21 protein-coding genes and 4 pseudogenes are annotated in these 22,260 nt (G+C 70.3%); 10 read left to right on the forward strand and 15 right to left on the reverse strand.

Annotated features, from left to right (window positions below; genetic code table 11):
• Position 1: 1 nt before the first annotated feature.
• The 3 genes from ACWD0A_RS12910 to ACWD0A_RS12920 all read right to left on the reverse strand — a co-directional run bounded on the left by ACWD0A_RS12910 (position 2) and on the right by ACWD0A_RS12920 (position 2,600).
• Positions 2-541 (reverse strand): hypothetical protein, encoded by a 540-nt coding sequence (locus ACWD0A_RS12910; RefSeq protein ID WP_451297405.1) that lies wholly within the window; start codon positions 539-541, stop codon positions 2-4.
• Between the two features lie 70 nt (positions 542-611).
• Positions 612-1,538, reverse strand: a complete 927-nt coding sequence (locus ACWD0A_RS12915; RefSeq protein WP_451297407.1) for a hypothetical protein — start codon at positions 1,536-1,538, stop codon at positions 612-614.
• Positions 1,539-1,991: 453 nt separating this feature from the next.
• Entirely contained in the window at positions 1,992-2,600 is a 609-nt protein-coding gene (locus ACWD0A_RS12920) for a TetR/AcrR family transcriptional regulator (protein WP_451297409.1), read from the reverse strand.
• A gap of 131 nt (positions 2,601-2,731) precedes the next feature.
• Between ACWD0A_RS12920 and ACWD0A_RS12925 the strand changes: the two genes are divergently transcribed.
• Positions 2,732-5,563: a LuxR C-terminal-related transcriptional regulator gene (locus ACWD0A_RS12925; RefSeq protein WP_451297411.1), complete on the forward strand. Its 2,832-nt coding sequence runs from the start codon at positions 2,732-2,734 to the stop codon at positions 5,561-5,563.
• Positions 5,564-5,813: 250 nt separating this feature from the next.
• On the opposite strand, the gene ACWD0A_RS12930 is transcribed toward ACWD0A_RS12925, so the two are convergent.
• Positions 5,814-6,149 (reverse strand): hypothetical protein, encoded by a 336-nt coding sequence (locus tag ACWD0A_RS12930; RefSeq protein WP_451297413.1) that lies wholly within the window; start codon positions 6,147-6,149, stop codon positions 5,814-5,816.
• A gap of 265 nt (positions 6,150-6,414) precedes the next feature.
• A complete protein-coding gene (locus tag ACWD0A_RS12935; RefSeq protein WP_451297559.1) occupies positions 6,415-7,218 on the reverse strand; it encodes an EamA family transporter in 804 nt (267 codons plus the stop codon).
• Between the two features lie 176 nt (positions 7,219-7,394).
• Between ACWD0A_RS12935 and ACWD0A_RS12940 the strand changes: the two genes are divergently transcribed.
• Complete coding sequence (locus ACWD0A_RS12940; RefSeq protein WP_451297415.1) at positions 7,395-8,249, forward strand: LysR family transcriptional regulator; 855 nt, start codon at positions 7,395-7,397, stop codon at positions 8,247-8,249.
• A 46-nt stretch (positions 8,250-8,295) separates the two neighbouring features.
• On the opposite strand, the gene ACWD0A_RS12945 is transcribed toward ACWD0A_RS12940, so the two are convergent.
• Positions 8,296-8,877 (reverse strand): VanZ family protein, encoded by a 582-nt coding sequence (locus tag ACWD0A_RS12945; protein WP_451297417.1) that lies wholly within the window; start codon positions 8,875-8,877, stop codon positions 8,296-8,298.
• A gap of 139 nt (positions 8,878-9,016) precedes the next feature.
• Here ACWD0A_RS12945 and ACWD0A_RS12950 point away from each other — a divergent pair.
• Together ACWD0A_RS12950 and ACWD0A_RS12955 are read left to right on the forward strand one after the other, a co-directional pair.
• A pseudogene (locus ACWD0A_RS12950) lies at positions 9,017-9,262 on the forward strand (ferritin-like domain-containing protein); the annotation flags it as partial.
• A pseudogene (locus ACWD0A_RS12955) lies at positions 9,202-9,393 on the forward strand (beta-propeller fold lactonase family protein); the annotation flags it as partial. The pseudogenes ACWD0A_RS12950 and ACWD0A_RS12955, both read left to right, overlap by 61 nt.
• 41 nt (positions 9,394-9,434) lie before the next feature.
• Here ACWD0A_RS12955 and ACWD0A_RS12960 read toward each other — a convergent pair.
• Together ACWD0A_RS12960 and ACWD0A_RS12965 are read right to left on the reverse strand one after the other, a co-directional pair.
• Positions 9,435-10,427 (reverse strand): NAD(P)H-dependent flavin oxidoreductase, encoded by a 993-nt coding sequence (locus ACWD0A_RS12960; protein ID WP_451297419.1) that lies wholly within the window; start codon positions 10,425-10,427, stop codon positions 9,435-9,437.
• A 13-nt stretch (positions 10,428-10,440) separates the two neighbouring features.
• Positions 10,441-10,882 (reverse strand): annotated as a pseudogene (locus ACWD0A_RS12965) (MaoC family dehydratase).
• Here ACWD0A_RS12965 and ACWD0A_RS12970 point away from each other — a divergent pair.
• A complete protein-coding gene (locus ACWD0A_RS12970; RefSeq protein ID WP_451297421.1) occupies positions 10,881-12,068 on the forward strand; it encodes an acyl-CoA dehydrogenase family protein in 1,188 nt (395 codons plus the stop codon). The pseudogene ACWD0A_RS12965 and the gene ACWD0A_RS12970 overlap by 2 nt on opposite strands.
• A 97-nt stretch (positions 12,069-12,165) precedes the next feature.
• On the opposite strand, the gene ACWD0A_RS12975 is transcribed toward ACWD0A_RS12970, so the two are convergent.
• Positions 12,166-13,797: an FAD-dependent monooxygenase gene (locus ACWD0A_RS12975; protein WP_451297423.1), complete on the reverse strand. Its 1,632-nt coding sequence runs from the start codon at positions 13,795-13,797 to the stop codon at positions 12,166-12,168.
• 338 nt (positions 13,798-14,135) lie between these two features.
• On the opposite strand from ACWD0A_RS12975, the gene ACWD0A_RS12980 reads away from it, so the two are divergent.
• The gene (locus ACWD0A_RS12980) at positions 14,136-15,359 is read left to right on the forward strand and encodes a serine hydrolase domain-containing protein (protein ID WP_451297561.1); all 1,224 of its coding nucleotides are present in this window, start codon (positions 14,136-14,138) and stop codon (positions 15,357-15,359) included.
• 119 nt (positions 15,360-15,478) lie between these two features.
• Positions 15,479-16,174 carry a nucleotidyltransferase domain-containing protein gene (locus ACWD0A_RS12985; protein ID WP_451297424.1) on the forward strand — a complete coding sequence of 232 codons (696 nt, stop codon included), beginning with the start codon at positions 15,479-15,481 and terminating at the stop codon, positions 16,172-16,174.
• Positions 16,175-16,286: 112 nt separating this feature from the next.
• Here the strand turns inward: ACWD0A_RS12985 and ACWD0A_RS12990 are convergent, their stop codons facing one another.
• Together ACWD0A_RS12990 and ACWD0A_RS12995 are read right to left on the reverse strand one after the other, a co-directional pair.
• Positions 16,287-16,886 carry a dihydrofolate reductase family protein gene (locus tag ACWD0A_RS12990; protein WP_451297426.1) on the reverse strand — a complete coding sequence of 200 codons (600 nt, stop codon included), beginning with the start codon at positions 16,884-16,886 and terminating at the stop codon, positions 16,287-16,289.
• A gap of 705 nt (positions 16,887-17,591) precedes the next feature.
• Positions 17,592-18,083 carry a lamin tail domain-containing protein gene (locus ACWD0A_RS12995; RefSeq protein WP_451297428.1) on the reverse strand — a complete coding sequence of 164 codons (492 nt, stop codon included), beginning with the start codon at positions 18,081-18,083 and terminating at the stop codon, positions 17,592-17,594.
• Between the two features lie 356 nt (positions 18,084-18,439).
• Here ACWD0A_RS12995 and ACWD0A_RS13000 point away from each other — a divergent pair, with 356 nt between their 5' ends.
• The gene (locus tag ACWD0A_RS13000) at positions 18,440-19,003 is read left to right on the forward strand and encodes a hemerythrin domain-containing protein (RefSeq protein WP_451297430.1); all 564 of its coding nucleotides are present in this window, start codon (positions 18,440-18,442) and stop codon (positions 19,001-19,003) included.
• Between the two features lie 35 nt (positions 19,004-19,038).
• Here the strand turns inward: ACWD0A_RS13000 and ACWD0A_RS13005 are convergent.
• Positions 19,039-19,788: pseudogene (locus ACWD0A_RS13005) on the reverse strand (M20/M25/M40 family metallo-hydrolase); the annotation flags it as partial.
• Between the two features lie 249 nt (positions 19,789-20,037).
• On the opposite strand from ACWD0A_RS13005, the gene ACWD0A_RS13010 reads away from it, so the two are divergent.
• Both ACWD0A_RS13010 and ACWD0A_RS13015 read left to right on the forward strand, forming a co-directional pair.
• Positions 20,038-20,502, forward strand: a complete 465-nt coding sequence (locus tag ACWD0A_RS13010; protein ID WP_451297432.1) for a MarR family winged helix-turn-helix transcriptional regulator — start codon at positions 20,038-20,040, stop codon at positions 20,500-20,502.
• A gap of 145 nt (positions 20,503-20,647) precedes the next feature.
• Complete coding sequence (locus ACWD0A_RS13015) at positions 20,648-20,818, forward strand: hypothetical protein (protein ID WP_451297434.1); 171 nt, start codon at positions 20,648-20,650, stop codon at positions 20,816-20,818.
• Here ACWD0A_RS13015 and ACWD0A_RS13020 read toward each other — a convergent pair.
• From ACWD0A_RS13020 to ACWD0A_RS13030, 3 genes are read right to left on the reverse strand one after another with little or no spacing between them, the layout of a single operon-like run.
• Entirely contained in the window at positions 20,769-21,182 is a 414-nt protein-coding gene (locus ACWD0A_RS13020; RefSeq protein WP_451297436.1) for a gas vesicle protein K, read from the reverse strand. The two genes, ACWD0A_RS13015 and ACWD0A_RS13020, sit on opposite strands and share 50 nt — an antisense overlap.
• Positions 21,172-21,411, reverse strand: coding sequence for a gas vesicle protein (locus ACWD0A_RS13025; protein WP_451297438.1), 240 nt, complete (start codon positions 21,409-21,411; stop codon positions 21,172-21,174). Before ACWD0A_RS13025 ends, ACWD0A_RS13020 begins: the two co-directional genes overlap by 11 nt.
• On the reverse strand, positions 21,408-22,223 hold the full coding sequence (locus ACWD0A_RS13030) for a GvpL/GvpF family gas vesicle protein (RefSeq protein WP_451297440.1): 816 nt from the start codon (positions 22,221-22,223) through the stop codon (positions 21,408-21,410). Before ACWD0A_RS13030 ends, ACWD0A_RS13025 begins: the two co-directional genes overlap by 4 nt.
• Positions 22,224-22,260 lie beyond the last annotated feature (37 nt).

Below are 22,260 nucleotides of genomic sequence, written 5' to 3' on the forward strand. Positions count from 1 at the left end.
CTCAGGACTGACTGTTGAGGAATCCGATCCCTACAGCCCCCCACCACCCGACCTGGGAAACCACGACGGAGATCGCTCCACGCACCAGCAGCCGGTTGGCCACCTGGCCTCCCGCCTGCTCGGCGAGGGATCGGTGCAGAGCGTGCGCGTGCACGCCGTTGAGAGCGATCAGGAGGACCAGTCCTAGCTTCACCCGGGTGGCTGCCAGCGCCGGATCAGGGTCGAGGAAGGCGCCACTGATCACCATGCCCGTCAGACCGGACCAGACGAGCACGTGCAACGGGCGGGTGAAGTCAAGCACTTCACGCAGGCTGCGCCGCCCCAGCAACCAGAGCAGACCGTAGTAGTCAATGGTCTGCACAGTGCCGAGTCCGAGGATCAGAGCTGCCAGGTGTACGAAGAGTGCAACCGCGCGCAGCGTGGGGCCGGCTTCGAGGTACAGCGCCGCCCACACACTGGCCGCCCACACCAGACAGACCAGCGCGTCGGCGACACCGATCATCCAGCCGGGCACCGGTCCACGGAACAGATCCAGGCTCATGGGAATCACCTCTTGGCGGCGGGTCGTGGGAACGGGCCGGGCCGTCCCCACGACCCATGTGCGGCCCTGATCAGTCCTCAGCCACCCAGCCGGCCATGATGCCCATGACGCCGCCGTGCGAATGTCCTGCGCTCTCGTACCTGCTGGTGATCTGCAGGACGTCACCCCGCTCGATGGTGCCGAGCGGATCGCCGCTGCACGGCGGCATGTCCGAGATCTCCGTATTGCCGTGGAGGTCGATGAACTCGGGGCTTCCGCCCTCCTCCGCCACGATGTTGCACAGCAGCTTTCCCGTGGTGAGGTTCTCCGTACGCACAGAGCGGCCCGCGTGGTGCAGGTGGCCGCGCATGTGGACGAGCCTTCCGGAAATGCTGGAGCGCCACCGCCTGACCTTTTCGCTGACGCCGTCCGGGGCGTCGTACGCACTGCCCAGACAGCCGCCGGCATCCATCCAGATCGGCGTCACGTGCTCGAGCCGCGAGCCCGCGGCCGGCTCATGGGTGAAGATGAAGGTGATGTAGACGGTCTTGCGCTGGGGCGCATGGTTCATGAGGTCGTAGAGCATGTTCCAACGCTCGCCCCGGCGCACCTTGATGCCGTATCCGGACGGCAGGACGCTTTCCACTCGCTCGTTCCCGGAGGCGAATTTCCGCTGGGGGCCGCGGCAGACGACGTCGCTTTTCGCGTGGGTGCCCAGCACCGCGTGGTGGAGCATCGGACCGGTGTTGACGTTCGCGTTCGACCCGTCCGCGTAGACCAGGTTCGGCTTGAAGCCCGTGATGAAGCAGTCGTCGCACGGCTTTTGGACGTTCAGCGCCAGGCGGTTGCCGGTTTCGCCGTGGTCGTGCCCTGACGCGGCGGGAAGGGTGAACGGGCCGTAGCGCACGGTCGTTGTCGTCCTGGCATCAGCGGCTCCGTGCACCGCAGGCGTGGACGCCTGCTCCGCGGCAGGCACCGGGGCGGCACCGGTGACGACCAGTGCCAGAGTGGTCCCCACCGCGGTAACGATCAGAGGGGCAGTGAGGGGCAAAGTTCGCTGGGGCATGTCTCTCCCTTTTCGGATCGGGAACTGGTTGCCGGACAGGCAAGGACATGATGGGGAATTCGTGCGGCGGCCCCGAGGCTGCTGAACCGATTTCCTCCTAGTGGTGTTCCAAGGAGGCGATCTGGGTTGGCGAAGGAGAAACATCGGCCCTGGCATCGGGAATCCGGTTCACTTTTATGGCCTTGCCGCGACTCACCGGTAGGGTGACGTGCGCCGTCTGCAGTGTCAACGGACGCAGAAAGCATGCAGAATCAGAGGAAGCGCGCGTGATGCACTGACCAGCATTCTCGCTGCATTTCTTGCCGCATTGACCAGGGCAGGACCGGTGACTTCACTGATTCGTGGTCGTATCCCGCCGGTGATGCGGGATGCTGACCGATGACCCGGGCCGCGCCGCGGAAGGCCTCATTCGGCAGCACCCAGCCCGGCGAACAGAACGCGCATCAGCGAGGACCAGGCACCGTGATCCGGGCTTTCGGTCTTCACGGCGGCGAGTACGTCCACTCCCAGGGACACGCACAACACGAGGCGGGCGCAGGCCGCTGCATCGATCATCGGGCCGAACGTGCCGTTCCGCTGGGCGAGTTCCACCAGGTCCCTCAACTCGCTCTCCACCCGACTGAGCGCGGCATAGACCCTGCGGGCAACCTCGGCGTCCCGCCTGGCGGCTGTGAGCGCTTCGCTGACCAGCGGCGCCCAGGTCTTCTGACGTGGATCGGAGAGATCTGTGACGATCAGGGCGAGGACATCGGCGGGTCCGGCACCGCTGCTCATGGCCTGGGCGAGCTTGTGCGATGCCGCCGCCAGGCCGTAGTCCACCGCCTCGGCGAGAAGTTCGGCCTTGTTGCGGAAGTTGCCGTAGATCGCCCCGGTGGAGAGGCCGGCCCGGCGGGCTATGTCCTGCACCCTCGTGCGGTCGTAGCCCTGTTCACCGAACTCCTGGACAGCAGCCTCGACCAGGCGTTCACGGATCACCGGCCTGGACGGCCTCGCGAAGGAATCAGGCTCTGCCACGCGCCCAGCCTAACCGCGTCATGCGGCCGGTCCGCTCGGGTCACGGCAGTCTTCCACCGCTCGCTCTCCGCCTCGGCCACGGTACGGGCCCAGGGTCCTCTTGCACTCCCGGCCGCGAATAATCATTATTCTTGCCCCAGGGTCAGTCCATCCAGGAGGCGTACGTCATGACGTACGGCACCGAGCACACCATGGTCGGCAGACGGGCCGAACGCCGGCAACTCATCGCGTGGATCGAGGCCTGCCGCAGTGCGAGGAAGGGTGGTGCACTGCTGCTGATGGGGGATCAGGGGCTCGGCAAGACCACGCTGATCCGGCACGCCACGCACCTCGCGCAGGAGTTCCACACCGTACGCGCTGACGGAGTGCGGGCGGAGCAGAGCCTGGACTACGCAGCGGTACAGCGAATGGTCCGCCCCTTGGCCGTCGGCGTACGCCGCCTCCCACCACACTTGGCCGAGCTGCTGGAGAGGGTCCTTCTCGGCCTGGCGCCGCCGCCCCGGGAACGGCCGCTGATCTCCGTAGCCGTGCTGGCCCTGCTGTCGGTGAGCTCCGTCAGGCGACCGGTGCTGGTCACCGCCGATGACCTGCAATGGGTCGACGCCGAGTCACAGCACGTCCTCGGTCTTGTGGCCCGTCGGATCAGCACCGAACGGGTCCTGGTCCTGGCTGGTGCGGACGGTGAGGAACCCATGCTGATGCCGGGTGTTCCGGTACTGCATCTGACCGGCATGAGCGACCGCGACTGCCTGCGGTTGATCGCACAGCACCACCCGTCAACGGTGGCCCCCGCCGTATGCGAGGTACTCGTCCATGCCGCCAACGGCAATCCACTGGTCCTTCTCGAGCTCCTGCGGACCCGGAACCCCGGTCAGCTGGCGGAGCTGCCACGGCTGCCTGATCCACTCCCGCTGGGGCCGCGACTGACCGAGCTCAGGCTCGCGCCGTTGCGCAGTCTCTCCGGCGACTGCCGCCGGCTGCTCACGCTGCTGGCCACGGAACCGCGCCTGGATCCTCTGACGCTGTACCGGGTGGCCCAGCTGGCGGCGATCGACCCCGCGGCCTTGAAAAGCGCCGAGGTGGCGGGGCTGATCACTGTGTCGAGGACGACCGTGTCCTTTCGCGACGCCGCCCTCGCCCGGGCCATCCGCCAGAGTCTGGATCTGAGCGAACGGCACTGGGCGCACGAACTCCTGGCGCGTGTGTTCGCCGCCGGCCACGACGACCGTCGTGGCTGGCACGAGGCCGCCCTGTCCACGGAAGCGGACGCAGGCCTGGCCGACGAGCTGGAGCGCCAGGCCGGCCGGGCGCGTCGGCACGGCGAGCCATGCCACGCCGCTGTACTGATGGAACGCTCGGCGGAGCTGACCGGTGAGGACGGTCAGCGGGCCGGCCGCCTCGTCGCCGCTGCCACCTGCAGCAGCATGGCCGGGCGTCTGCGGCGTGCCGCCCGGCTGCTGGAGCAAGCGGCGGTGCTCGCCGGTACGCAACGCTCGTCCCTGTCAGGGGACATCGCTCTTCTGCAGGGCGTGCTCTCGCTCCACCAGGGCACACTGGACGACGCCTACGACGCACTGCTGACCGCCGCGGACGTACTGGCGGTCGGCAACAGCCGTCTCGCGGCCAAGGCACTGGCCGCGGCAGGCGAGGCCGGCCTCTACGCGGGAAGCCAGGACTTGCCGGTACGGGCGGCCCGGAGGGCGCGGGCGCTGCTCGGTGGATCCGAGGTCCCGGACGAGCCCGACGCCCGGCTCGCCGTCCACTGCCTCCTCGGAGTCGCCGAGTCATTACGGGGGCTGCCGACCGCCGGTATCCGGCTGCGCAAGAACGTCGCAGATGCCGCGCAGGCGGAGGACCCGCTTCTGCTCGCCTGGGCGGCCCATGGAGCACTCTTCACCGCCGACGACGCCCATGCCCGTTCACTGGCAGCACGTGCGGTGGCGCTGGCGCGCAGGGCAGGTGACATCCCGGCGGTTGCGCACGCCATGCAGTACCTCGCCTATTCCGAGTGCTGGCTCAGCGGACCGGACTCTGCGCGGCTCATCGCGACCGAGGCGTTGCGGCTGGCCCGCGGAACAGGTCAGTTCACCTGTGTGCGCAACCTGATGGGGATGCTGATGCTCACCGCCGGGCTCGCCGGTGACACCGAGACCTGCGAGCGGTACGCGGACCGGGTGGTCGACAAGGCGACGGAACACGGGAACGGGCTCGCCTGCGCCCTCGGTCTGTGGGGTCTGGCGCATCTCGATCTCGCCTCGGGACGCTGGGAGGAGGCGGCTGCGAAGCTGCGTCGGATCACCCGTATGAAGCCGGGGCACCCCGGTGTCGCGCTCCAGGCGGTGCCCGCCTATGTGGAGGCCGCCGTCCGCGCCGGGCTCCGGCCCCGGGCGGAACGGGCCACCGCAGCGTTCGCACGGTGGGCGGAGGGTGTCGGCCAGGGCTGGCCGACCGCGCTGGTGGCCCAGTGCCGCGCGGTCCTGTCAAACGGAGACCCCGAGGAGTACTTTCTGCTCGCTCTACGCCTGCATGCGCCCGGTGACCGTGAACTGGAGCTGGCGCGCACCACCCTCCTCTACGGCGAGTACCTCAAGCGCGAACGCCGGCGGGCGGAGTCCCGTGTTCAGCTCCGGGAGGCCGCGGAGATCTTCCGCAGGCATCGGGCCCGGCTGTGGCTCGACCGGGTCTGTGCGGAGTTGCGCGCCAGCGGCGGCAACGCGACTGCCGAAGCCGAGGACAGTACCCACACGGCTCACCCGGCAGGGACGGACAGCCTGACCGCCCGTCAACGCGAAATCGTCCGGCTGGTCGCGAGGGGCGCGACCAACAAGGAAGCGGCGGCGCGGCTCTGCCTGAGCCCGCGCACGGTCGACTACCACCTTCGCCGCGTCTTCCAGCAGTTGCACATCACCTCCCGCGCCGAACTCATCCGGCGGTTCGGCGCCGAGTCCGTCCGGAGCCGGTGACGGACACACCACGCAGAGCACGTTCACAGGCTCACTCCCCAGGCGCTCGTCCCCCGCACCCCTCGACGAGCCCGCATCCGGTTGGCCATGGACCTGTCCCGCCGCAGGCGCCCGGTCCACCCCCGTTGTCTCCGGCAGCCACCGCGTCGGCGCGGGCGGTGGTGACGGCGGGGCCGGACACCGAGACGCCCGAGCCCCTGCCCCGCATCGTCAACGCGTGCCTCTTACCGATTACCGACGGCCGCAGCCTTCAGCGCAGCTCGGCGAGCGGGTGTACGGTCCACTCCCAACCGCCGGTCCGGCTGAGTTCGGCGAAGACGACCTGGTCCTCGTCGCCGTTGCGCGCTGCCCGTCGCGCACGGGCGACGGCGGCGACGAGCTCGATGTGGAAGTCGAGCGGGAGCGCGTCGTCCCCGTCCACCGAGTCGGCAAGTACCACGGTCGTCGCGCCGTGCTGCCCGGCCTTGACGCTGTATTCGTTCGCGCGCAGCAGGCTGATCGTGTCGGCCCGCACGAGAACGGAGGAGGCCGCCGACGTGTCCGTGGCCGGGGCCGGCGTGCGGTGAAGCACCCATACGTCTGCCACAAGTCCCTCCCAAGGGCTCGAGGATCCCTTGCCGCCATCAGGTACCGAAACGCCACCCCCGGGGCCGGCCTCCGCAAGGGCGGCGAGCACGCTCCGCCCCAAGGCAGCCTCGACCGCAGAGGTTCTCGCCCACCACTCCATGGGGAGCGCTTGGAGTGTCCCACTTACCTCCGCGCAACGGCCGGACCGCCACGGCACTGACCGCCGACCGCGGCCGCGAGGTCTGCCCGCGGGCTCGCGGAACCGCTCACCGCGCGGGCAGCGGTCAGGTGCGCGACGTGAAGATGCTGAGTGAGTTGGCGGTGACGATGGCTCCGACGGCGGCCCACTCGATCCACCCCAGGCTCTGTCCCAGGCCGATCCATCCGGTCAGCGCGGCCAGGACAGGATTGACGCTCATGAAGAGCCCGAAGGCGTGGGCCGGTACGCGGCGCAGGGTGAAGAGGTCGGCGAGGTACGGCACTGCCGAGGCCAGGACGCCCGCGGCGACGGCGCAGCCGACGGCCTCCGCCGTCGGTGGGTGCCTGAGGACCAGGACGAGACCGACCGGCAGGAACATCAGCGCGGACAGGCCGGCGGCGGCCGCGGTGCCCTGCGCTCCGGGGACGCGGCGGCCGACGGTGCGGTTCAGCAGGATGTACGACGCCCAGCAGACGGCGGCCAGCAGGCCCAGGCCCATTCCGAGGTAGTCGGTGGAGGGCTGCGGACGCATGAGGGTGACGACGCCCGCTGCGGCGATCACCGCGCAGCACAGGTCCACGCGGCGGCGAGTGGCGGCCAGGGCGATGGCCAGCGGGCCGAGGAACTCCAGGGTCACCGCCAGACCGAGCCCGACGCGCTCGATGGCGCTGTACAGGGACAGGTTCATCGTGCCGAACACGAGGGCCAGCAGTATCACCGGCCGCCACTGCTGCCACGTGAAGTCGCGCAACCGGGGCCGGCCGATGGCGAGCAGGACGATCGCGGCGACGTACTGGCGTACCGCGACGACGCCCACGGGGCCGAGAACCGGAAAGGCGAGGGAGCCGGTCGCGGCGCCGATCTGGTTGGACAGGCCGCTGCCGAGCATGGTGGCCACACCGGCCAGGGAACCGCCGCCGGGTCGGGGCGCGGAAGGCACCGACGCGGTCCGGGAGTGCGAAGACGCTGTGGGTGCCGAGGCGGGCGCTGCATGCATGCGTCGATCCTGCGATGCCGTGACCGTTGCGCAAAATGCACAGGCTGAGGCATCTATACGCTTGAGTCATGGATATGGAACTGCGGCAGCTGCGCTGTCTCGTCGCGATCGTCGACGAGGGCACCTTCACCGATGCCGCCATCGCGCTCGGTGTCTCCCAGGCGGCCGTCTCGCGCACCCTGGCCTCGCTCGAACGGGCCCTGGGCGTACGGCTGTTGCGGCGGACATCGCGCGAGGTGGCCCCGACGGCGACCGGGCTGCGCGTGGTGGCGCACGCGCGACGGGTGCTCGGCGAGGTGGAGGACCTGGTCCGGGAGGCCACGTCCGGTCACACTCTGCTGCGGATCGGATATGCGTGGTCGGCGGTCGGCCGCCACACGCTGGCGTTTCAGCGCCGTTGGGCTGCCGCGCACCCAGGGACCGAGCTGCACCTCCTCCGCGTCCCTTCCGCCACGGCCGGGCTGGCGGAGGGAGCCTGCGACCTGGCCGTGGTGCGCAGATCGCTGGACGACCGTCGGTTCGAGTCGGCCATCGTGGGGCTGGAGCGCCGCATGTGTGCCATGGCCTCCGACGACCCGTTGGCCCGCCGCCGCTCGGTCCGACTCGCCGACTTCAGCGGACGCACCCTCCTGATCGACCGGCGGACCGGCACCACGACGACAGAGCTGTGGCCGCCCGAGGCCCGCCCGGCAACCGAGGAGACGCACGACGTCGACGACTGGCTCACCCTGATCTCCACCGGCCGCTGTATCGGAATGACCGCGGAGTCGACCGCCAACCAGTATCCGAGACCCGGTGTCGTCTACCGTCCCGTCCGCGACGTCGAACCCATCGCAGTACGGCTCGCCTGGTGGCGGGAGGATCCGCATCCCGCCACCCAGGCCGCGATCGAACTGCTCACCACCCTCTACCGCAGGGCGTGACCGGCTGAAGCGACCGCGACCGGCCGGCCCTTGCGCCGGGCGGGCCTTATCCGGACGACACATCGGTGCCTGCGTTCCGGCCCTTCGTCCAGCGGTGCCACCAGTGATGGCGGCGCGGGTGGACGGCCCGGCCGAGCCTTCGGCCGAGCAGCAGGTAGCCCAGCACGGCGCCCGTGGTGTTGAGGATGACGTCGTCGATGTCGAAGGCTCTTCCGGTGACGAGAGCGCCTTGGATCAGCTCGACATGCAGCATGGTCACCACGGTCACGAAGACCACACGGAGCAGCCCGCGTGCGCGAGGCGCCAGCACGGGCAGCAGCAGCCCGAACGGAATGCCCAGGGCGATGTTGCCGCCCAACTGCTTGACGGTGTCCTGGAACGCCGGTTGGGCGAGGTAGTCGCTGATCGAGTCGCCCGGTCGAAGGTTGCTGTGCGTAAGAGGTTCCGAGGCGACCGACCTCTCGAGAGTGAGGTGGGCGAGCGCCACACTGAACACGACCGTCCCCGCGAAGGCCGCGAGCATGGCGAGGGCTCGGAGCGCAGGGGGAGCCGGTGCGCGGCCGGAGGGTGAGGCCGGGCTGAGGCCGTCGTCGGCGCCACGGTTGTCCTTGTCGGCGCTGCGTCGCATCGTAACCCTCCATCAGACGGTGATTCCGGCTCTGCGGTTACCCGCGGTGAGGTGAGGCATGCGTCAGGTATTCGCCAGGGATGTCCTCGTGCCTGAGGGCGGGCGGCAGTAGCGCCGCTCCGGATTTCACACGCAGGGCATCAGCCGCGAGACCGGCGCCGACATCATCGGCCTGCTGCAGATGCGCCCGCACGCACTGAACGATGTCGCACTGTCGCTCAAGGACGACCGTTGGAACGTGGTGGGGCCGCATTTCATCGCCGTGCACGAGATGCTGGACCCGCAGGTGGAACGGGTCCGCACCATGACGGACGACCTGGCCGAGTGCATCTCGGCCCTGGGCGGCGAGCCGAAGGGAACACCCGGCGCCCCGGGCGCCGACCGCCGAAGCCGCCTGCTGACGCCAACTACGCGTCGGGCAGCGTCAGAAGCTTGCCGCTCGAATCCGACGGCAGCCTGTCGGGTGCCACGACCGAATTCGCGCACCGGGGCTCCGGACCCGATACCGACAGGCAGGCGGGCCGCCGGCCGTCCGCCCTGCTCGCTCCGGGGCCAGGTCAGGCCCCCGGTCGAGCGACCAGGCCCGGCAGGCGCCGCCGGATCAGGTCACCGGCTCCCGTCACCGTTCTGCCGACGAGCTCGGCGACGGTGGGGATGTCGTCGATGAGGCCCATCGCGGGCCCGGCGGTCCAGATGCCCGATTCGGGGTCGCCCAGTTCGTACACCTGCCGGCCGCGTGATCCCGCCACCAGATGCCGTACGTCCTCGAACCGGCCGCCGGCGGCGAGCTTCCCCACGGCCTCGCGGCTGACGGCGTTGCTCGCCACCCGGGAGGTGTTGCCCAGCTGACGCAGGATCAGCTCGGTGTCGAGTTCGCTCGACGCGACGATGTGTTCCTTGACGTTGCGGTGGACGGGCGCCTCCTCGGTGCACAGGAAGCGGGTGCCCATGGTGACGCCCTCGGCTCCGAGGGCCAGCGCGGCGACGAGGCCGCGGGCGTCGACGATGCCGCCCGCCGCGAGGACCGGGACGGTGAGCGTGGCCGCGGCGCGCGGGATCAGGACGAGGCCGGGGATGTCGTCCTCGCCGGGGTGCCCCGCGTATTCGAAGCCGTCGATGCTGACGGCGTCGGCGCCGAGTGCCTGCGCCTTGAGGGCGTGGCGCACGCTGGTGCACTTGTGCAGGACCTTCACACCGGCGGGCTTGACGTCGGCGATCTGCTCGGCCGGGTTCGCTCCGGCGGTCTCGACGACGGTGATGCCGGACTCGATGACGGCCCGCCGGTACTCGGCGTACGGGGGCGGGGAGATGGCCGGCAGGACGGTGAGGTTCACCCCGAACGGCTTGTCCGTCAGGTCCCGGCACCGGGCTATCTCCTTGACCAGCGCCTCGGGGGTGGGCTGGGTGAGCGCGGACAGCATGCCCAGCGCCCCGGACTCGGCGACGGCCGCGACGAGTTCGGCCCGGGCGACCCACTGCATGCCGCCCTGGACGACGGGGTGGTCGACGCCGAAGAGATCGGTGAAGCGCGTGCGCAGCACGGCGGTCATGGACGGCTCCTCATCAGGGGTAGAAGTGCGTGAGCGATTCGGCGACGCAGGCGGGCTTGGCGGAGCCTTCGAGCTCGAAGGTGAAGGAGCGGGTCATCCGCATTCCGCCGTGGGCCACGGGTTCGACCGAGGTGACGGCCGCGTGCAGGCGCACCCGGCTGCCGACGGGGACGGGCGCGGGGAAGCGCACCTTGTCGACCCCGTAGTTGAGGGCCCTGCCGACTCCGGTCACCTGGAGGAGTTCGGCGAACATCGGAATGCCCCAGCTGAGGAACCATGTAGCCGTGCGCGATGGTCCGCCCGTACGGGCCGGCCGCCGCGCGTGCGGTGTCGGTGTGGATCCACTGATGGTCGCCGGACACGCCCGCGTAGGTGTCGATGAGTTCCTGGGTCACCTGGGGCTCCCGCTGACCGAGCCGGGCGCCTCCCCCGGTTGTTGAAGGAGAACACACCATGCTGAACAGGGACTTCGGTCTCACCGAGACCCAACGGGACTTCCGCGCGATGGCCGCGGAGTTCGTCGACACCGAGATCCTTCCCCACGCCCGTGACTGGGACCGCGCCGAGCAGGTCGACCCCGGCATCCCCGAGCGCCTCGGCGAACTGGGGTTCCTGGGGCTGATGCTGCCGGAGCAGTACGGCGGCATCGACGTCGACATGCTGTCGTACGTCCTCGTCACCGAGGAACTGGGCCGCGGCGACTCCTCGGTGCGCGGCATCGTCTCGGTGTCGCTCGGCCTGGTCGCCAAGACGATCGCCACGCACGGCACGGACCAGCAGAAGGAGACCTGGCTGCCCGCCCTGGCGAGCGGCGACGCGGTCGGCTGCTTCGCGCTCACCGAACCCGGCACCGGCTCCGACGCGGCCTCCCTCACCGCCCGCGCCACCCGCGACGGTGGGGGCACCTCCCGGACGAAGCCTGGGGGAGACTGGCTCATCGAGGGCAGCAAGATCTTCATCACCAACGGCACGGTCGCCGACGCCGCTCTGACGTTCGCGCGCACCGGCGAGAACGAGATCACCGCCTTCCTGGTGCCCACGGACTCCCCCCACTTCACCGCCACGGAGATCCACGGCAAGCTCGGCCTGCGCGGCCAGGCGACCGCGGAACTGTCCTACGACCGGGTCCGGGTCCCCGACCGGGCACGACTCGGCCCGGTGGGCAAGGGCCTGGGCATCGCCCTCGGCGCGCTGTCCCGGGGCCGCATCTCGGTGTCGGCGGGTGCGGTCGGTGTGGCCCAGGGCGCACTGGACGCGGCCGTCCGCTACTCCACCGAGCGCACCCAGTTCGGCAAGCCGATCGCCTCGTTCCAACTGGTGCAGGAGCTCCTCGCCGACTCGGCCGTCGACGTGCAGACCGCCCGGCTGCTCACCCACCACGTCGCAGGGCTGGTGGATGCGGGCGCCGGTCCCAGGGAGTACGCGACGGACGCCTCGGCCGCGAAGTACCACGCCAGTGAGACGGCGGTGCGGGTGAGCAACAACTGCCTCCAGGTCTTCGGCGGTGACGGCTTCATCGACGAGTACCCCGTCGGCAAGTACCTGCGCGACGCCCGCGTCCTCACCCTCTACGAGGGCACCAGCCAGGTCCAGAAGCTGATCATCGGCCGTGCCCTCACGGGGATCGACGCGATGAGCTGACGGAGTGACGGTCCGCCGGACCGCCGGTGCAGGCGGCCCGGCGGTCCGTCTTCCCCTCACCGCACGGACAGCAGCGGGCGTCCGCGACGGTCACCGCCTAGCGCGGTGCCCCGAACACGCCGGACAGGTACGCGGCCAGCCTCCGTGCGTCCGCCGCGGTCAGGCGCAGGCCCAGATAGCCGTCCGGCCGGATCAGGAACGCGGTGGGGCCCCGTGCAGCGTAGAGGCGGCGGAACTCCCCACGGCTGTCGTGGCGGGAGGGAAGGCCCAAGAGGCCGTCCGGCCGGGCGTCCGCCCCCAGAACGGCACAGCACCGCACCTGGCCGTGCGTGAGGCGTTGTGTCTCCACCATCAGTCCGGCAAGCGCCCCGAAGGACCCCGTGTCCTCGGCGTACAGCAGCAGTGTGTGACCCTCGTGGCCGCGCAGGACGTCGAACAGCCGCTCCGGAAACTTCGCGACGGTGCCGACGAGGCCACTGCAGTCCGGTGCCCGGTCACCGGAGCCGGGTCCGTGCAGGCCGGCTGCCCTCGGGCCCACGATCGGACTGCCCCGGTAGGCGACCAGCAGTTGGGCCTCGCGCAATATCAGCGTCGCCGGGTCCTCGGGATCGGCCTGCACGCCGCCCGCTGTCGCATGACGCACCGTGCGACCCACCACCTCCTCGCCCACGGGCCTGCGTTCGGCGTCGTAGCTGTCGAGCAACCGGGGATGCGCGGTGCCCGCCACGGCGAGTGCCAGCTTCCAGGCCAGATTGACGGCGTCCTGGATGCCGGTGTTCATGCCCTGCGCGCCGGTCGGCGGATGGATGTGAGCGGCGTCGCCGGCCACGAAGACCCGGCCGGCGCCGTAGCGGTCCACCAGTCGGTGACTGATACGGAAGACGGACGACCAGCGCAGCGCCGATGCGGTCGTCGGCTCGGGTGCGAGCCGGTCGAGAACGGCCTGGACGTGTTCGAGCCCCGGGGGCCGGTCGCCCTCCAGACCGTGTGCGACACCGTCGTCGGCGGTCCGTCCGGCCGTGGACAGCTCGGGAGGTACGAGCATGGACATGCGGTAGCGCGAGCGGCCCGGCAGCGGGATGCACACGAGGACGTCGTCCGGCGCGTCCTGCCTCCGGTGCGTCGAACGCACCCCGTAACCCGGCGGCAGACTCCAGTCGACCTCCACGTCGGCCAGCATGAACTCCTCGGGGAACGCACCGCCTTCGAACGAGAGCCCGAGCGCCTTGCGCACGATGCTGTGCGCGCCGTCGCATCCGACGAGGAAGCGGGACCTGACCTCCTCCTCGCCGCCGGACGGTGTGACGATCCGGCTCCACACCCCGTCCGCGTCCTGCTCGAACGAGACCAGCTCCACACCGCGCTCGATCCGCGTGTCCCAACGGGCGAGGTGCTCCTCGAGGAGCCGCTCGGTCTCGTACTGAGGGAGCGCGGCGAAGCCGTACGGCACCTCCGGCGGCAGCTTCATGTCGAAGCGCAGGTGTTCCGCGCCGTCGACGTACGTCAACTGCCCTCGCATCGGCACGGCGACGTCCGCGGCGGCGCGCGCCAGACCCATCCGGTCCCAGATCTCCAGGGTCCGCGGCTGGATCCCCACGGCCTTCGCGTACGGCAGCCTCGCCGGCAGTTTGTCGATGATGCGGCAGGAGACGCCGCGCCGCCGCAACTCCACAGCGGCGGTGAGCCCGACCGGCCCGGCGCCGACCACCAACACGTCGGTGTGCCCCACTGGTCTCTCCCGTCGAAGACGCCCTGCACCGCCTGACGTCACGGCTGCGCCCCGTCCATGGTCACCCGGCCGGCGGGGTCCGGCTACTTGTGCTCGCGCGCCCGGCCCACCGGCCGGGCACGGGCTGCGAAAGCGCCTTGCGCGGCAACGGCCGGAAGCGGCGGACAGTCCGCAAGGCACGTACCGCGTGCACGGTTTGGCGAGGCCCGCAACCCGGGTGCCACCATGCGGGGCCGACCCGGCGGGCCTAGCGTGGAGGAGGAGTGATGTCCTCGATCAGGACGTCCTCGTCCGGACGTCCTCGCCTGGCAGGAGGTCTGCCCGTGAGGTATTCGCAGATGCGCTGGCGCAGGGCATGCGTGATCGTGGCCGCGGCCGCGATGCTGACGGTGCCGCTGTCCACAGGAAGCGCGTACGGCGTCGCACCGGCGCTGGGGCCGTCCGTCTCCGCGTCGATCTCCGGCGACAACGACTTCCCCGAGCTCAGCCCGGCCGTCGCCGCGCGTCTGGACACCGCTGTCCGGCAGCTCATGCGCGAGGCGAACGTGCCCGGCGTGATGGTCAGTCTGTCGGCGCCCGGCAAGGGGAGCTACGTCCGGACCTTCGGCGTCGCCGACAAGGCCACCGGCGCCCCCATGGAGCCGAATCTGTACATGCGCATCGGCAGCGAGACCAAGACCTTCACGGTGACCGCGCTGCTCGAACTGGTCGACGAGGGCAAGGTGGGGCTGGACGATCCGATCGACAAGTACATCAAGGGAGTTCCCAACGGAGACAAGATCACCCTGCGCAACCTGGCGGGCATGCGCAGCGGTCTGTTCAACTACTCCATGGACGAGGACTTCGTCAAAGCACTGGAGTCGGATCCGAAGAAGCCCTTCACCCCCCAGCAGTTGCTGGACTACGCCTTCAAACACCCGGTGCAGTTCCAGCCCGGTGAGAGGTTCGAGTACAGCAACACCAACCTGATCCTGGTCGGCCTGGTGGTGGAGAAGGCCGGTGGCATGCCGCTGAACGAGTTCATCGACCAGCGGGTCGTGAAGCCGGCCGGGCTGCGCCACACCGTCTTCCCCACCGGCGCCGAGTTCCCCAGCCCGCACGCCCACGGCTACACCAATCAGACGGCCTCGGGAAAGGTCGAGGACACCGTGGACTGGAACCCCTCCTGGGCCTGGGCGGCCGGAGCGATGGTCTCCGACCTGCGGGACCTGCGCAGGTGGGCGCGTACGCTCGCCACTGGCACCCTGCTGTCCCGCGAGACGCAGGAACAGCGCCTCAAGACGGAGCCCACGAGTATCCCGGGTGCCGGCTACGGGCTGGGCATCTTCGACATCCAGGGCTGGATCGGCCACAACGGCTCCCTGCCCGGCTACGAGTCCCTCACCATCTACCACCCTGAGTCGCAGGCCACGCTGGTCGTGCTCCTCAACACGGACGTCCTGCACGACAACACGGAGCCCAGCACCCTCTTCGGCGAGGTGATCACCCGCATCGTCACTCCCGACAACGTGTACAACATTCCGGTCGTGGCGAGCCGGCCGTCGCCGTCGCCGACGTCCTAGGGACGGCAGACCGCCCCGTCCGCGTGGCGGCGACGCGACGGCACGAGGCACAGTGAGCCCATGAGCGGACGAGGGCTGGAGAGCGACGGGACCATCGCACGGGAAGGAGCGCTGAGCCTGTGCCGGTCGCTTTCGCCCCCGTCGTCGATGACGCCCACGCTCGGATCACCGAGATGTTCGACGCCACCCGGCTGCACAGCGCCTACCTCTACGGCAGCATCCCCCGCGGCACCGCCGTCCCCGGCGTCTCCGACCTCGACCTGCTTCTCACCCTCCGCGACGAGCCCACCGACGCAGACCATGTCGGCGCCGGAACGATCGAGGCCGCGATCGACCGTTCCTTCCCCCAGGTCAACGGCGTCGGCATCCTCCTGTCCAGCGCGCGCACGCTGCTCAGCGAACGAGAGCTCCATGACGGCGGCTTCTTCATCGCCTGCCTGTGCACCCCGCTGCTGGGCGGCGACCTCGCCGAACAGCTTCCCCGCTGCCGTCCCACGAGCGTGCTCGCCCGCGAGACGAACGGTGACCTCGCACGCGCGCTCCCCCGCCGGCGTGCGCGAGCGGCCGAAGCCGCCACGGAGGCCGACCGCAAGGCGCTCAGCCGGATCGTCGGCCGCAAGATCGTGCGCAGCGGCTTCACCCTGGTCATGCCCCGCTGGGGCGGCTGGACCAGCGACCTCGGAGAGTCGGCCGAACTCTTCGGCCGTTACTACCCGGAGCGCCGCGAGCAGATGCGCCTGGCCTCGGCCACCGGCCGCACGCCCTCGGCCGACCCGATGGTCCTGAGCCTGCTCGTCGACGACCTGGGGCCTTGACTCGCGGCCGAGTACACCGCCGTGCACGGCGAGAGAGCACCACGGCCCTGAGCCGCCGGAGCATGCCGACGGTCAGGGCCAAAGGGACGTCTCCCCCACTTCGTCAGGGGTCTTACGCCGAGGACTTCCGGGCGTAGGTGAGGAAGACCGCCCCGCTCTTCAGGGCGGTGTGGCCCGTCAGTTCCCAACCGCGCGGATCGAAACCGGCCTTGTGGGAGAAGAGCGGTATCCCGGTGCCGATGGTCAGCGGGCCCAGCTTGACGATCAGCCCGTCGATCTCGGAGTAGAGCGCGCCGGCCAGTTCACCACCGCCGAGCAGCCAGATGTCCTTGCCGTCCTGCTGCTTCAGCTCCCGCACCTTCGCGACCGGATCCCCGGCGACGAGTTCCACGGCGGGGTCCGGGCTCTCCGTCAGGGTGCGGGAGAACACCAGGTGCCGCAGGTGCGGGTAGGCGTCGGTGACGCCGGCGTGGAGACCGATCTCGTAGGAGCGGCGCCCTTCGAGAACGGTGTCGAAATGTGTGCCGCCCGCCGTGACGGACAGCGCGGCCCGGGCCGGGCCGGGGAGGGTCTCCGGGTACTCGGCGACGAGGTGCTGCACGTAGTCCTCGGGGATCGGCCAGAAGCCGTCCGGTCCGGTGGGGTCGGCACCGTCCGGTCCCGCGAGGAAACCGTCGATGGTGGAGGCGATGTAATAGACGAGTCTGCGCACAAGAACCCTTACGTTGTCCGTTGGTCGTGTGGAACCTCATGAGGCCGGCGTGCCGTCAGGCACTGCCTCGCATCGGCTTCCCGGCCGAAACGAAGTGACGTCAACGAGGGTACGCACACCCGCTGTTGACGTCGGTGGGGGCGCAGCCGTCGACCGGGTCTCCCGCCGGGGCGGTGGAAGAGCTCGCGCTTTCAAGGGCGGACCGCGGAGCAGGACCGGATCGACCGGATGCTCGCCGACGCCCGTCGGGGAGCCGGCAGCGATCCACTGCGGCGGCGTGTTCTGGTTCGACGGCGCGCAGTGGCGGGCCGCCCGAGGGTTCCTGGACCACTGCGAGCAGGAGGATCTGGACCCCATGAGCGAGTCGGGGTTCGACTACTGCCTCGACGACTACCTGTTCGGCCGGGAGTTCACACCCGAGGCACTCGTCGAGCACCGCGATGCCGTCGAGGGGTACGACGACGCGGCAGAGCGGGACGACGCACTGTTGCCATGCGGGAGATCTTCGGCCGCCACGGATGACATGACGCGGCGAGCCCCGGGCCGGCAGGGGCCCGCAGTCGCGTGGCGCCCTGATCGGGCGCCACGCGGACCTTGCCGTGCTTCCCCGCCGCGACGATCAGCGCGGCCCCGGCTGCCGGGTCCGGGAGCCCTGCTCAGCGCAGTGGGAGCCCGCGAGCGGACGGCTCGCGGCAGCCGTCACGGTCAGTGGAACGTGATGTAGCCGTTGCCGTCGCGGTCGTTCGCGCTCTTGGTGTAGGAGTGCACGTCGGCGCCGCTGCCCGACGGCTTGTAGAAGTAGATCGTGTCCCGGTCGTTGTTCCATATGAAGTTGCAGTTGTCGCGGTAGACGACGTTGCCGGCGTCGGAGTCCGTGCCGTTGCCGCCGCGGAGCTTCACGTAGTCACCGGGCTGCAGGTAGTGGTTGGCGGTGAAGGTGAAGCGGTTGCCGGCGGCGTCCTTGACGTAGTAGCCCCGGAGGTTGACGGTCGCCGACGACGAGTAGTTCTTGATGGTCAGGTACTCCTCGCGGGTGTTGCCGGTCGAGCAGCTGTTGGAGTCTCTGCCCGGTGCGTCGTACTGGACGCCGCGGAGCTTGAGCGCGGAGGAGTATTCGGCGGCCTGGGCCGGGCTCGCGGTCAGAGCGGCGAGTGTTCCGGCCGTGACGGCTACGGCGATGACGGCATGGATGCGCACGTGAGGTCCCCCCTCAATAGTGTGATGAGCGGCAGAAGCCTACAGACACGACGAGTCGCTTGTTAGCGTTTCAAGTTCTTATCCCGGACGATTCCGGATGCGCCCACACCGATCGGCCGCAGCGCGAGCGGTGGCCGGACGCGTGGGCGGACGCCGTGCAGCCGGACTTCAGGTGGCGAGGTCACCCGCCCACCGCTGTACCGGCACGGAATGTGACCCGATTGGGCTCTCCGCCGACCGTGGGCGGCGGGGTAACGGTTGTGTGGGCTCGGCTCGCCGCGCGTCGCCGCGGACAACGTCACCGCTTCGTCCGGAACCGGTGCGGCCGGTGCCCGTCACAAGGACAGGGAGGCGTCATGGGACACGGCGGAAACGTCATCGAGGAACTGACCGCGGACCACCGCGAGGTCGATGCGCTGTTCGAGAAGATCGACGGGCTGCCGGCAGCCGACCCGAAGCGGCGGGAGCTGGCCGACCGGCTCACCTTGGAGCTGGTGCGGCACTCGGTCGCCGAGGAGGAGTACCTCTACCCTGCGGTGCGCCGGTACGTCGACGGCGGCGACGACCTGGCCGACAAGGACCTCGCCGACCACGCCGAGGTCGAGCGCATGCTCAAGGAACTGGAGAGCTGCCGGCCCGTCGACGACCGGTTCGACACGCTCCTCACCCACCTCAGGACGTCGGTCACCTCCCACGTCCAGGACGAGGAGAACCGCCTCTTTCCCCTGCTGGCCGACGCCTGCCCCGCCACCGCGCTCCACGAACTCGGCGAGAAGATCCGCTCCGCGAAGAAGGCGGCCCCGACCCGGCCGCACCCGTCCGCTCCCGACAGCCCGCCGGCGAACAAGATCCTCGCGCCTGGCGCCAGCATGGTCGACCACCTGCGCGAGCTGCTCACCGGCCGCGGCCACCCCAGCTGATCCGGAGGTCGCGGATCACGGCCTCGTGCGATCGCTCACAGGTCGCGCGGGCTCTCGTTCTCCTCTGTGTTCCGCAGCGCGTGCACCAGTCCGGCGACGAGGTTCGCCCGCTCGGCCATGGCCTCGATCACCAGGTACTCGTGGTCGGCGTGGGCGCCGCCTCCGACTGCTCCGAGGCCGTCGAGAGTCGGCACGCCCAGCGCGGCCGTGAAGTTTCCGTCGCTTCCGCCGCCGACGGCCGTGCCCTCGATGCCGGGAAGCAGCCTCTTCGCCACCGCGAAGAGCTCGGCCGACGCCGACTCGGGCATCGGTGGCCGGCCGACAGCTCCCCGCACCGTGATCTCGGCCCCGTCGAGATGGGGAGTCAGTGCCGCGAACGCGGATTCGATGCGTTCCTTCTCGTCGGCCAACTCGACCCGGACGTCGACGACGACGGTCGCCTGTGCGGGAACGACGTTGTCCAGGGTTCCCGCGGACGCGACGGTCGGGGTGACCGTCGTGCCGATGCCGGGTCGGGAGAGCGCCGCGATGTCCAGTACCTGGTGCGATGCCTCGATCAGGGCGTTGACCCCGGCCGTGGGCTCAAGGCCCGCGTGCGACGCCCGGCCCGTGACGGAGACCTCGAACGTGCCGCACCCCTTGCGGCCGGTCTTCAGGGCGACGCCGCCGTCAGCGGCGCCTTCGAGCACGAGGACGGTGCCGCAGGCGAGGGCTCGTTCTTCGACGAGCGCACGAGAGGAGCGTGAACCGACCTCTTCGTCGGCCGTCACCAGGATCTCGACGCCACCTTCAGCCGCGCGTACCCCGGGGCGGCGCAGGGAGGGTCGCTTCCGCGGGTTCGAGCACCTCGGGTCCGCCGAACCGCGTCGCGGTGATCCTCCGGTACGGGATCTCGTTCATCTCTCCACCTTCCGTGTCGTGTAACAAAGTTATACGACATATAATCACCTGACCGAGCTCCTCCGGGCACGATCAGCAGATGAATGCCGTGTAACTTTTTGCTCCCGTCCACCGACACCGGGAGCCTCGCACCAATGGAGCCGGCCGAAGAACTGCGCTTCCTCATCCTGGCCGCACAGCGCGAGGGCAATCTCCAACTCGCCCACGGGCTCCGGCCGCTCGGGGTCACCCCCGCCCAGGCGGAAGTCCTGCGTCTGCTCGCCGAGCGGCAGCCGCTCAGCCTGTCGGGTCTCGGTGCGCTGCTGGTGTGCGAGAGCGGAAGCAACCCGAGCCGCTTGCTCGACCGGCTCGTCACGGCGGGGCTCGTGCGCCGCGAGGAAGGCAGCAGCGACCGCCGCCAGGTCCAGCTCACGCTCACTCCGGCCGGCCACGAGACGGCCCGGGCCGTCGCCGCGGTCGAGTCGGACCTGCACGCACGCATCGCCTCGGCCGCGGAGGGCCACGACGTGGATGCCGTACTCGGCTTCCTGCGCGCCCTGGTCGCGGGCCAGAAGTCCGGGGACGCGGTGGCCCGCCGCACGGGGCGGCCGGTGGCTTAGGGCGTCACAGCTCGCGGAGCCGGGCAGGGCATCCTTCACAACGTGCGCGCATCATCACACGATCCTCACAGCGCACCGTGCTCGACCCGCTCCAGCGGGGCTACCCGGAAGGCAGGACGCTTTCTTCGCCTCCGGGGAGGCCGCCGTGATAGCCGTCGCTCTGCTCCTGCCCCTGCTGCTGCTGGGTCTGCTCCTCGTGCTCGATCGCTACGAGGACTACATGATCGCCACCACCCGCACGCCGCGCCACGCGGACCGCACCGGCGTCAGTCGGATGGCGGGAGCAGCGGCCCGAGCGGCCCGAGATCCAGGTTGAGATCGTCCATGGTCAGCCCGTACTGGGCGCACAGACCTGTCATGCGGTCGTGCAGGATCATGAGGGTGGCCCCGAGCCTCTCCTCCTGTTCTTCGCTGAGGTCCCCTTGGTCCACCCGGTGCAGCGCCTGGCGCTCCATGAGCTGACGCAGCAGCTCGACCAGGGTGAGGACCAGTCTGACCAGGTCTCGTTCCACGGTGTCGGGGTCGGCGGTGATCCGGCGTGACGGGGTCCGCACCGGTGGTTCCTCTCCGGCCGGCGGCAGGTCGCGCGGTGTCGCGGGGAGCAGGTGGAAGGCGCGGGCCGCGGCGTCCGCCACCTCGTCGAGGCGATTCCTGGCGGGGTCCCGGTCCTCAGACGTCATGGCTGTCCCGCGAAGCGGCGGGTATCGCCCAGGGAGACGGGTTCTCGGGGCCGATGGACACGATCAGGGCACGCAGCGAGACGCGTACGAGATCGACGTCGGCGACGGACAGGACCACGTCACCGGTGATGACTGCCCCGCCGCTGAGCAGCCGGTCGAGCAGGTCGATGAGCGCGACCTGCCGCCCGTGCAGAGGTTCCGGCTCTGGGAGGTCCCGGGGCTCGGTCATGGGACCGCACCGCCCGTGGAGTCGTCGGAACCGGCGGCGGGCGTGGCGAACGAGTACGGCGCCCACGGTCCCGTCACCTCGACACGCACGCCCGTGAGCCCGTCGGCAGCCTGCGTCACCTCGGCACGGAACGCCTGCGCACGGTCCGCGTGCACCAGGTAGGCGTCGTTGAGGACGTTCTCGTCCACGGAAGGGGCCAGGGCACCCTGTTGGACGCGGTGGCGTGCGCGGCCGGCAGCGTACCGGCGCCCTGCCGCTTCGACCCGTTCGGCCGCCACCTCGGCGGCCCGGTAGACGTCGTCCCGGACGCTCTGCTGCGCCCTGCGCTGACGCAGATACGCGCGCCCGGGACCGAGGTCCGCCGCCTCGCCGGGCACGGGGGCAAAGGGGGCCGCGGCAGGGTCGGCATAGATCTTGACGCCCCACTCGAGGTGCCCGGCCAGCCGTTCCAGCCGCTCGTCGAAAACGCCGGCCCCGCCGTCCAGGGCCCTGCGCGCGCTGTCGTCGTCGAGGTACACGGTCGCCAGGCGCATGGGCAGGACCGTGGTGCGAGCGGCCAGTGCGTCGATGACGGCGTGGTGGGCGCGGGCAACCGCCTCCAGCCAGTCCAGGTCCTCCAGGTGCCGTTTCAGGGCCGCCTCGTGGAAGTCGTCCGCGGGTACGGGGCTGACGGCGAGCAGGAGCCGGTCGTCGCGGGTGGAGCCCATCAGGTGCACCGATGCGCCGGCGACACCGGTCAGTCCGCCCGCGACATCCGCCAGTCCGTCGGCGTCCCGCGCCACGGCGTAGGCGTAGAGCACCTGGTCACTCATCGCGTCCGCTCCTCCGACGACGCCCCTCGCGGGGGTC

This window comes from Streptomyces sp. NPDC002867 (assembly GCF_053591895.1).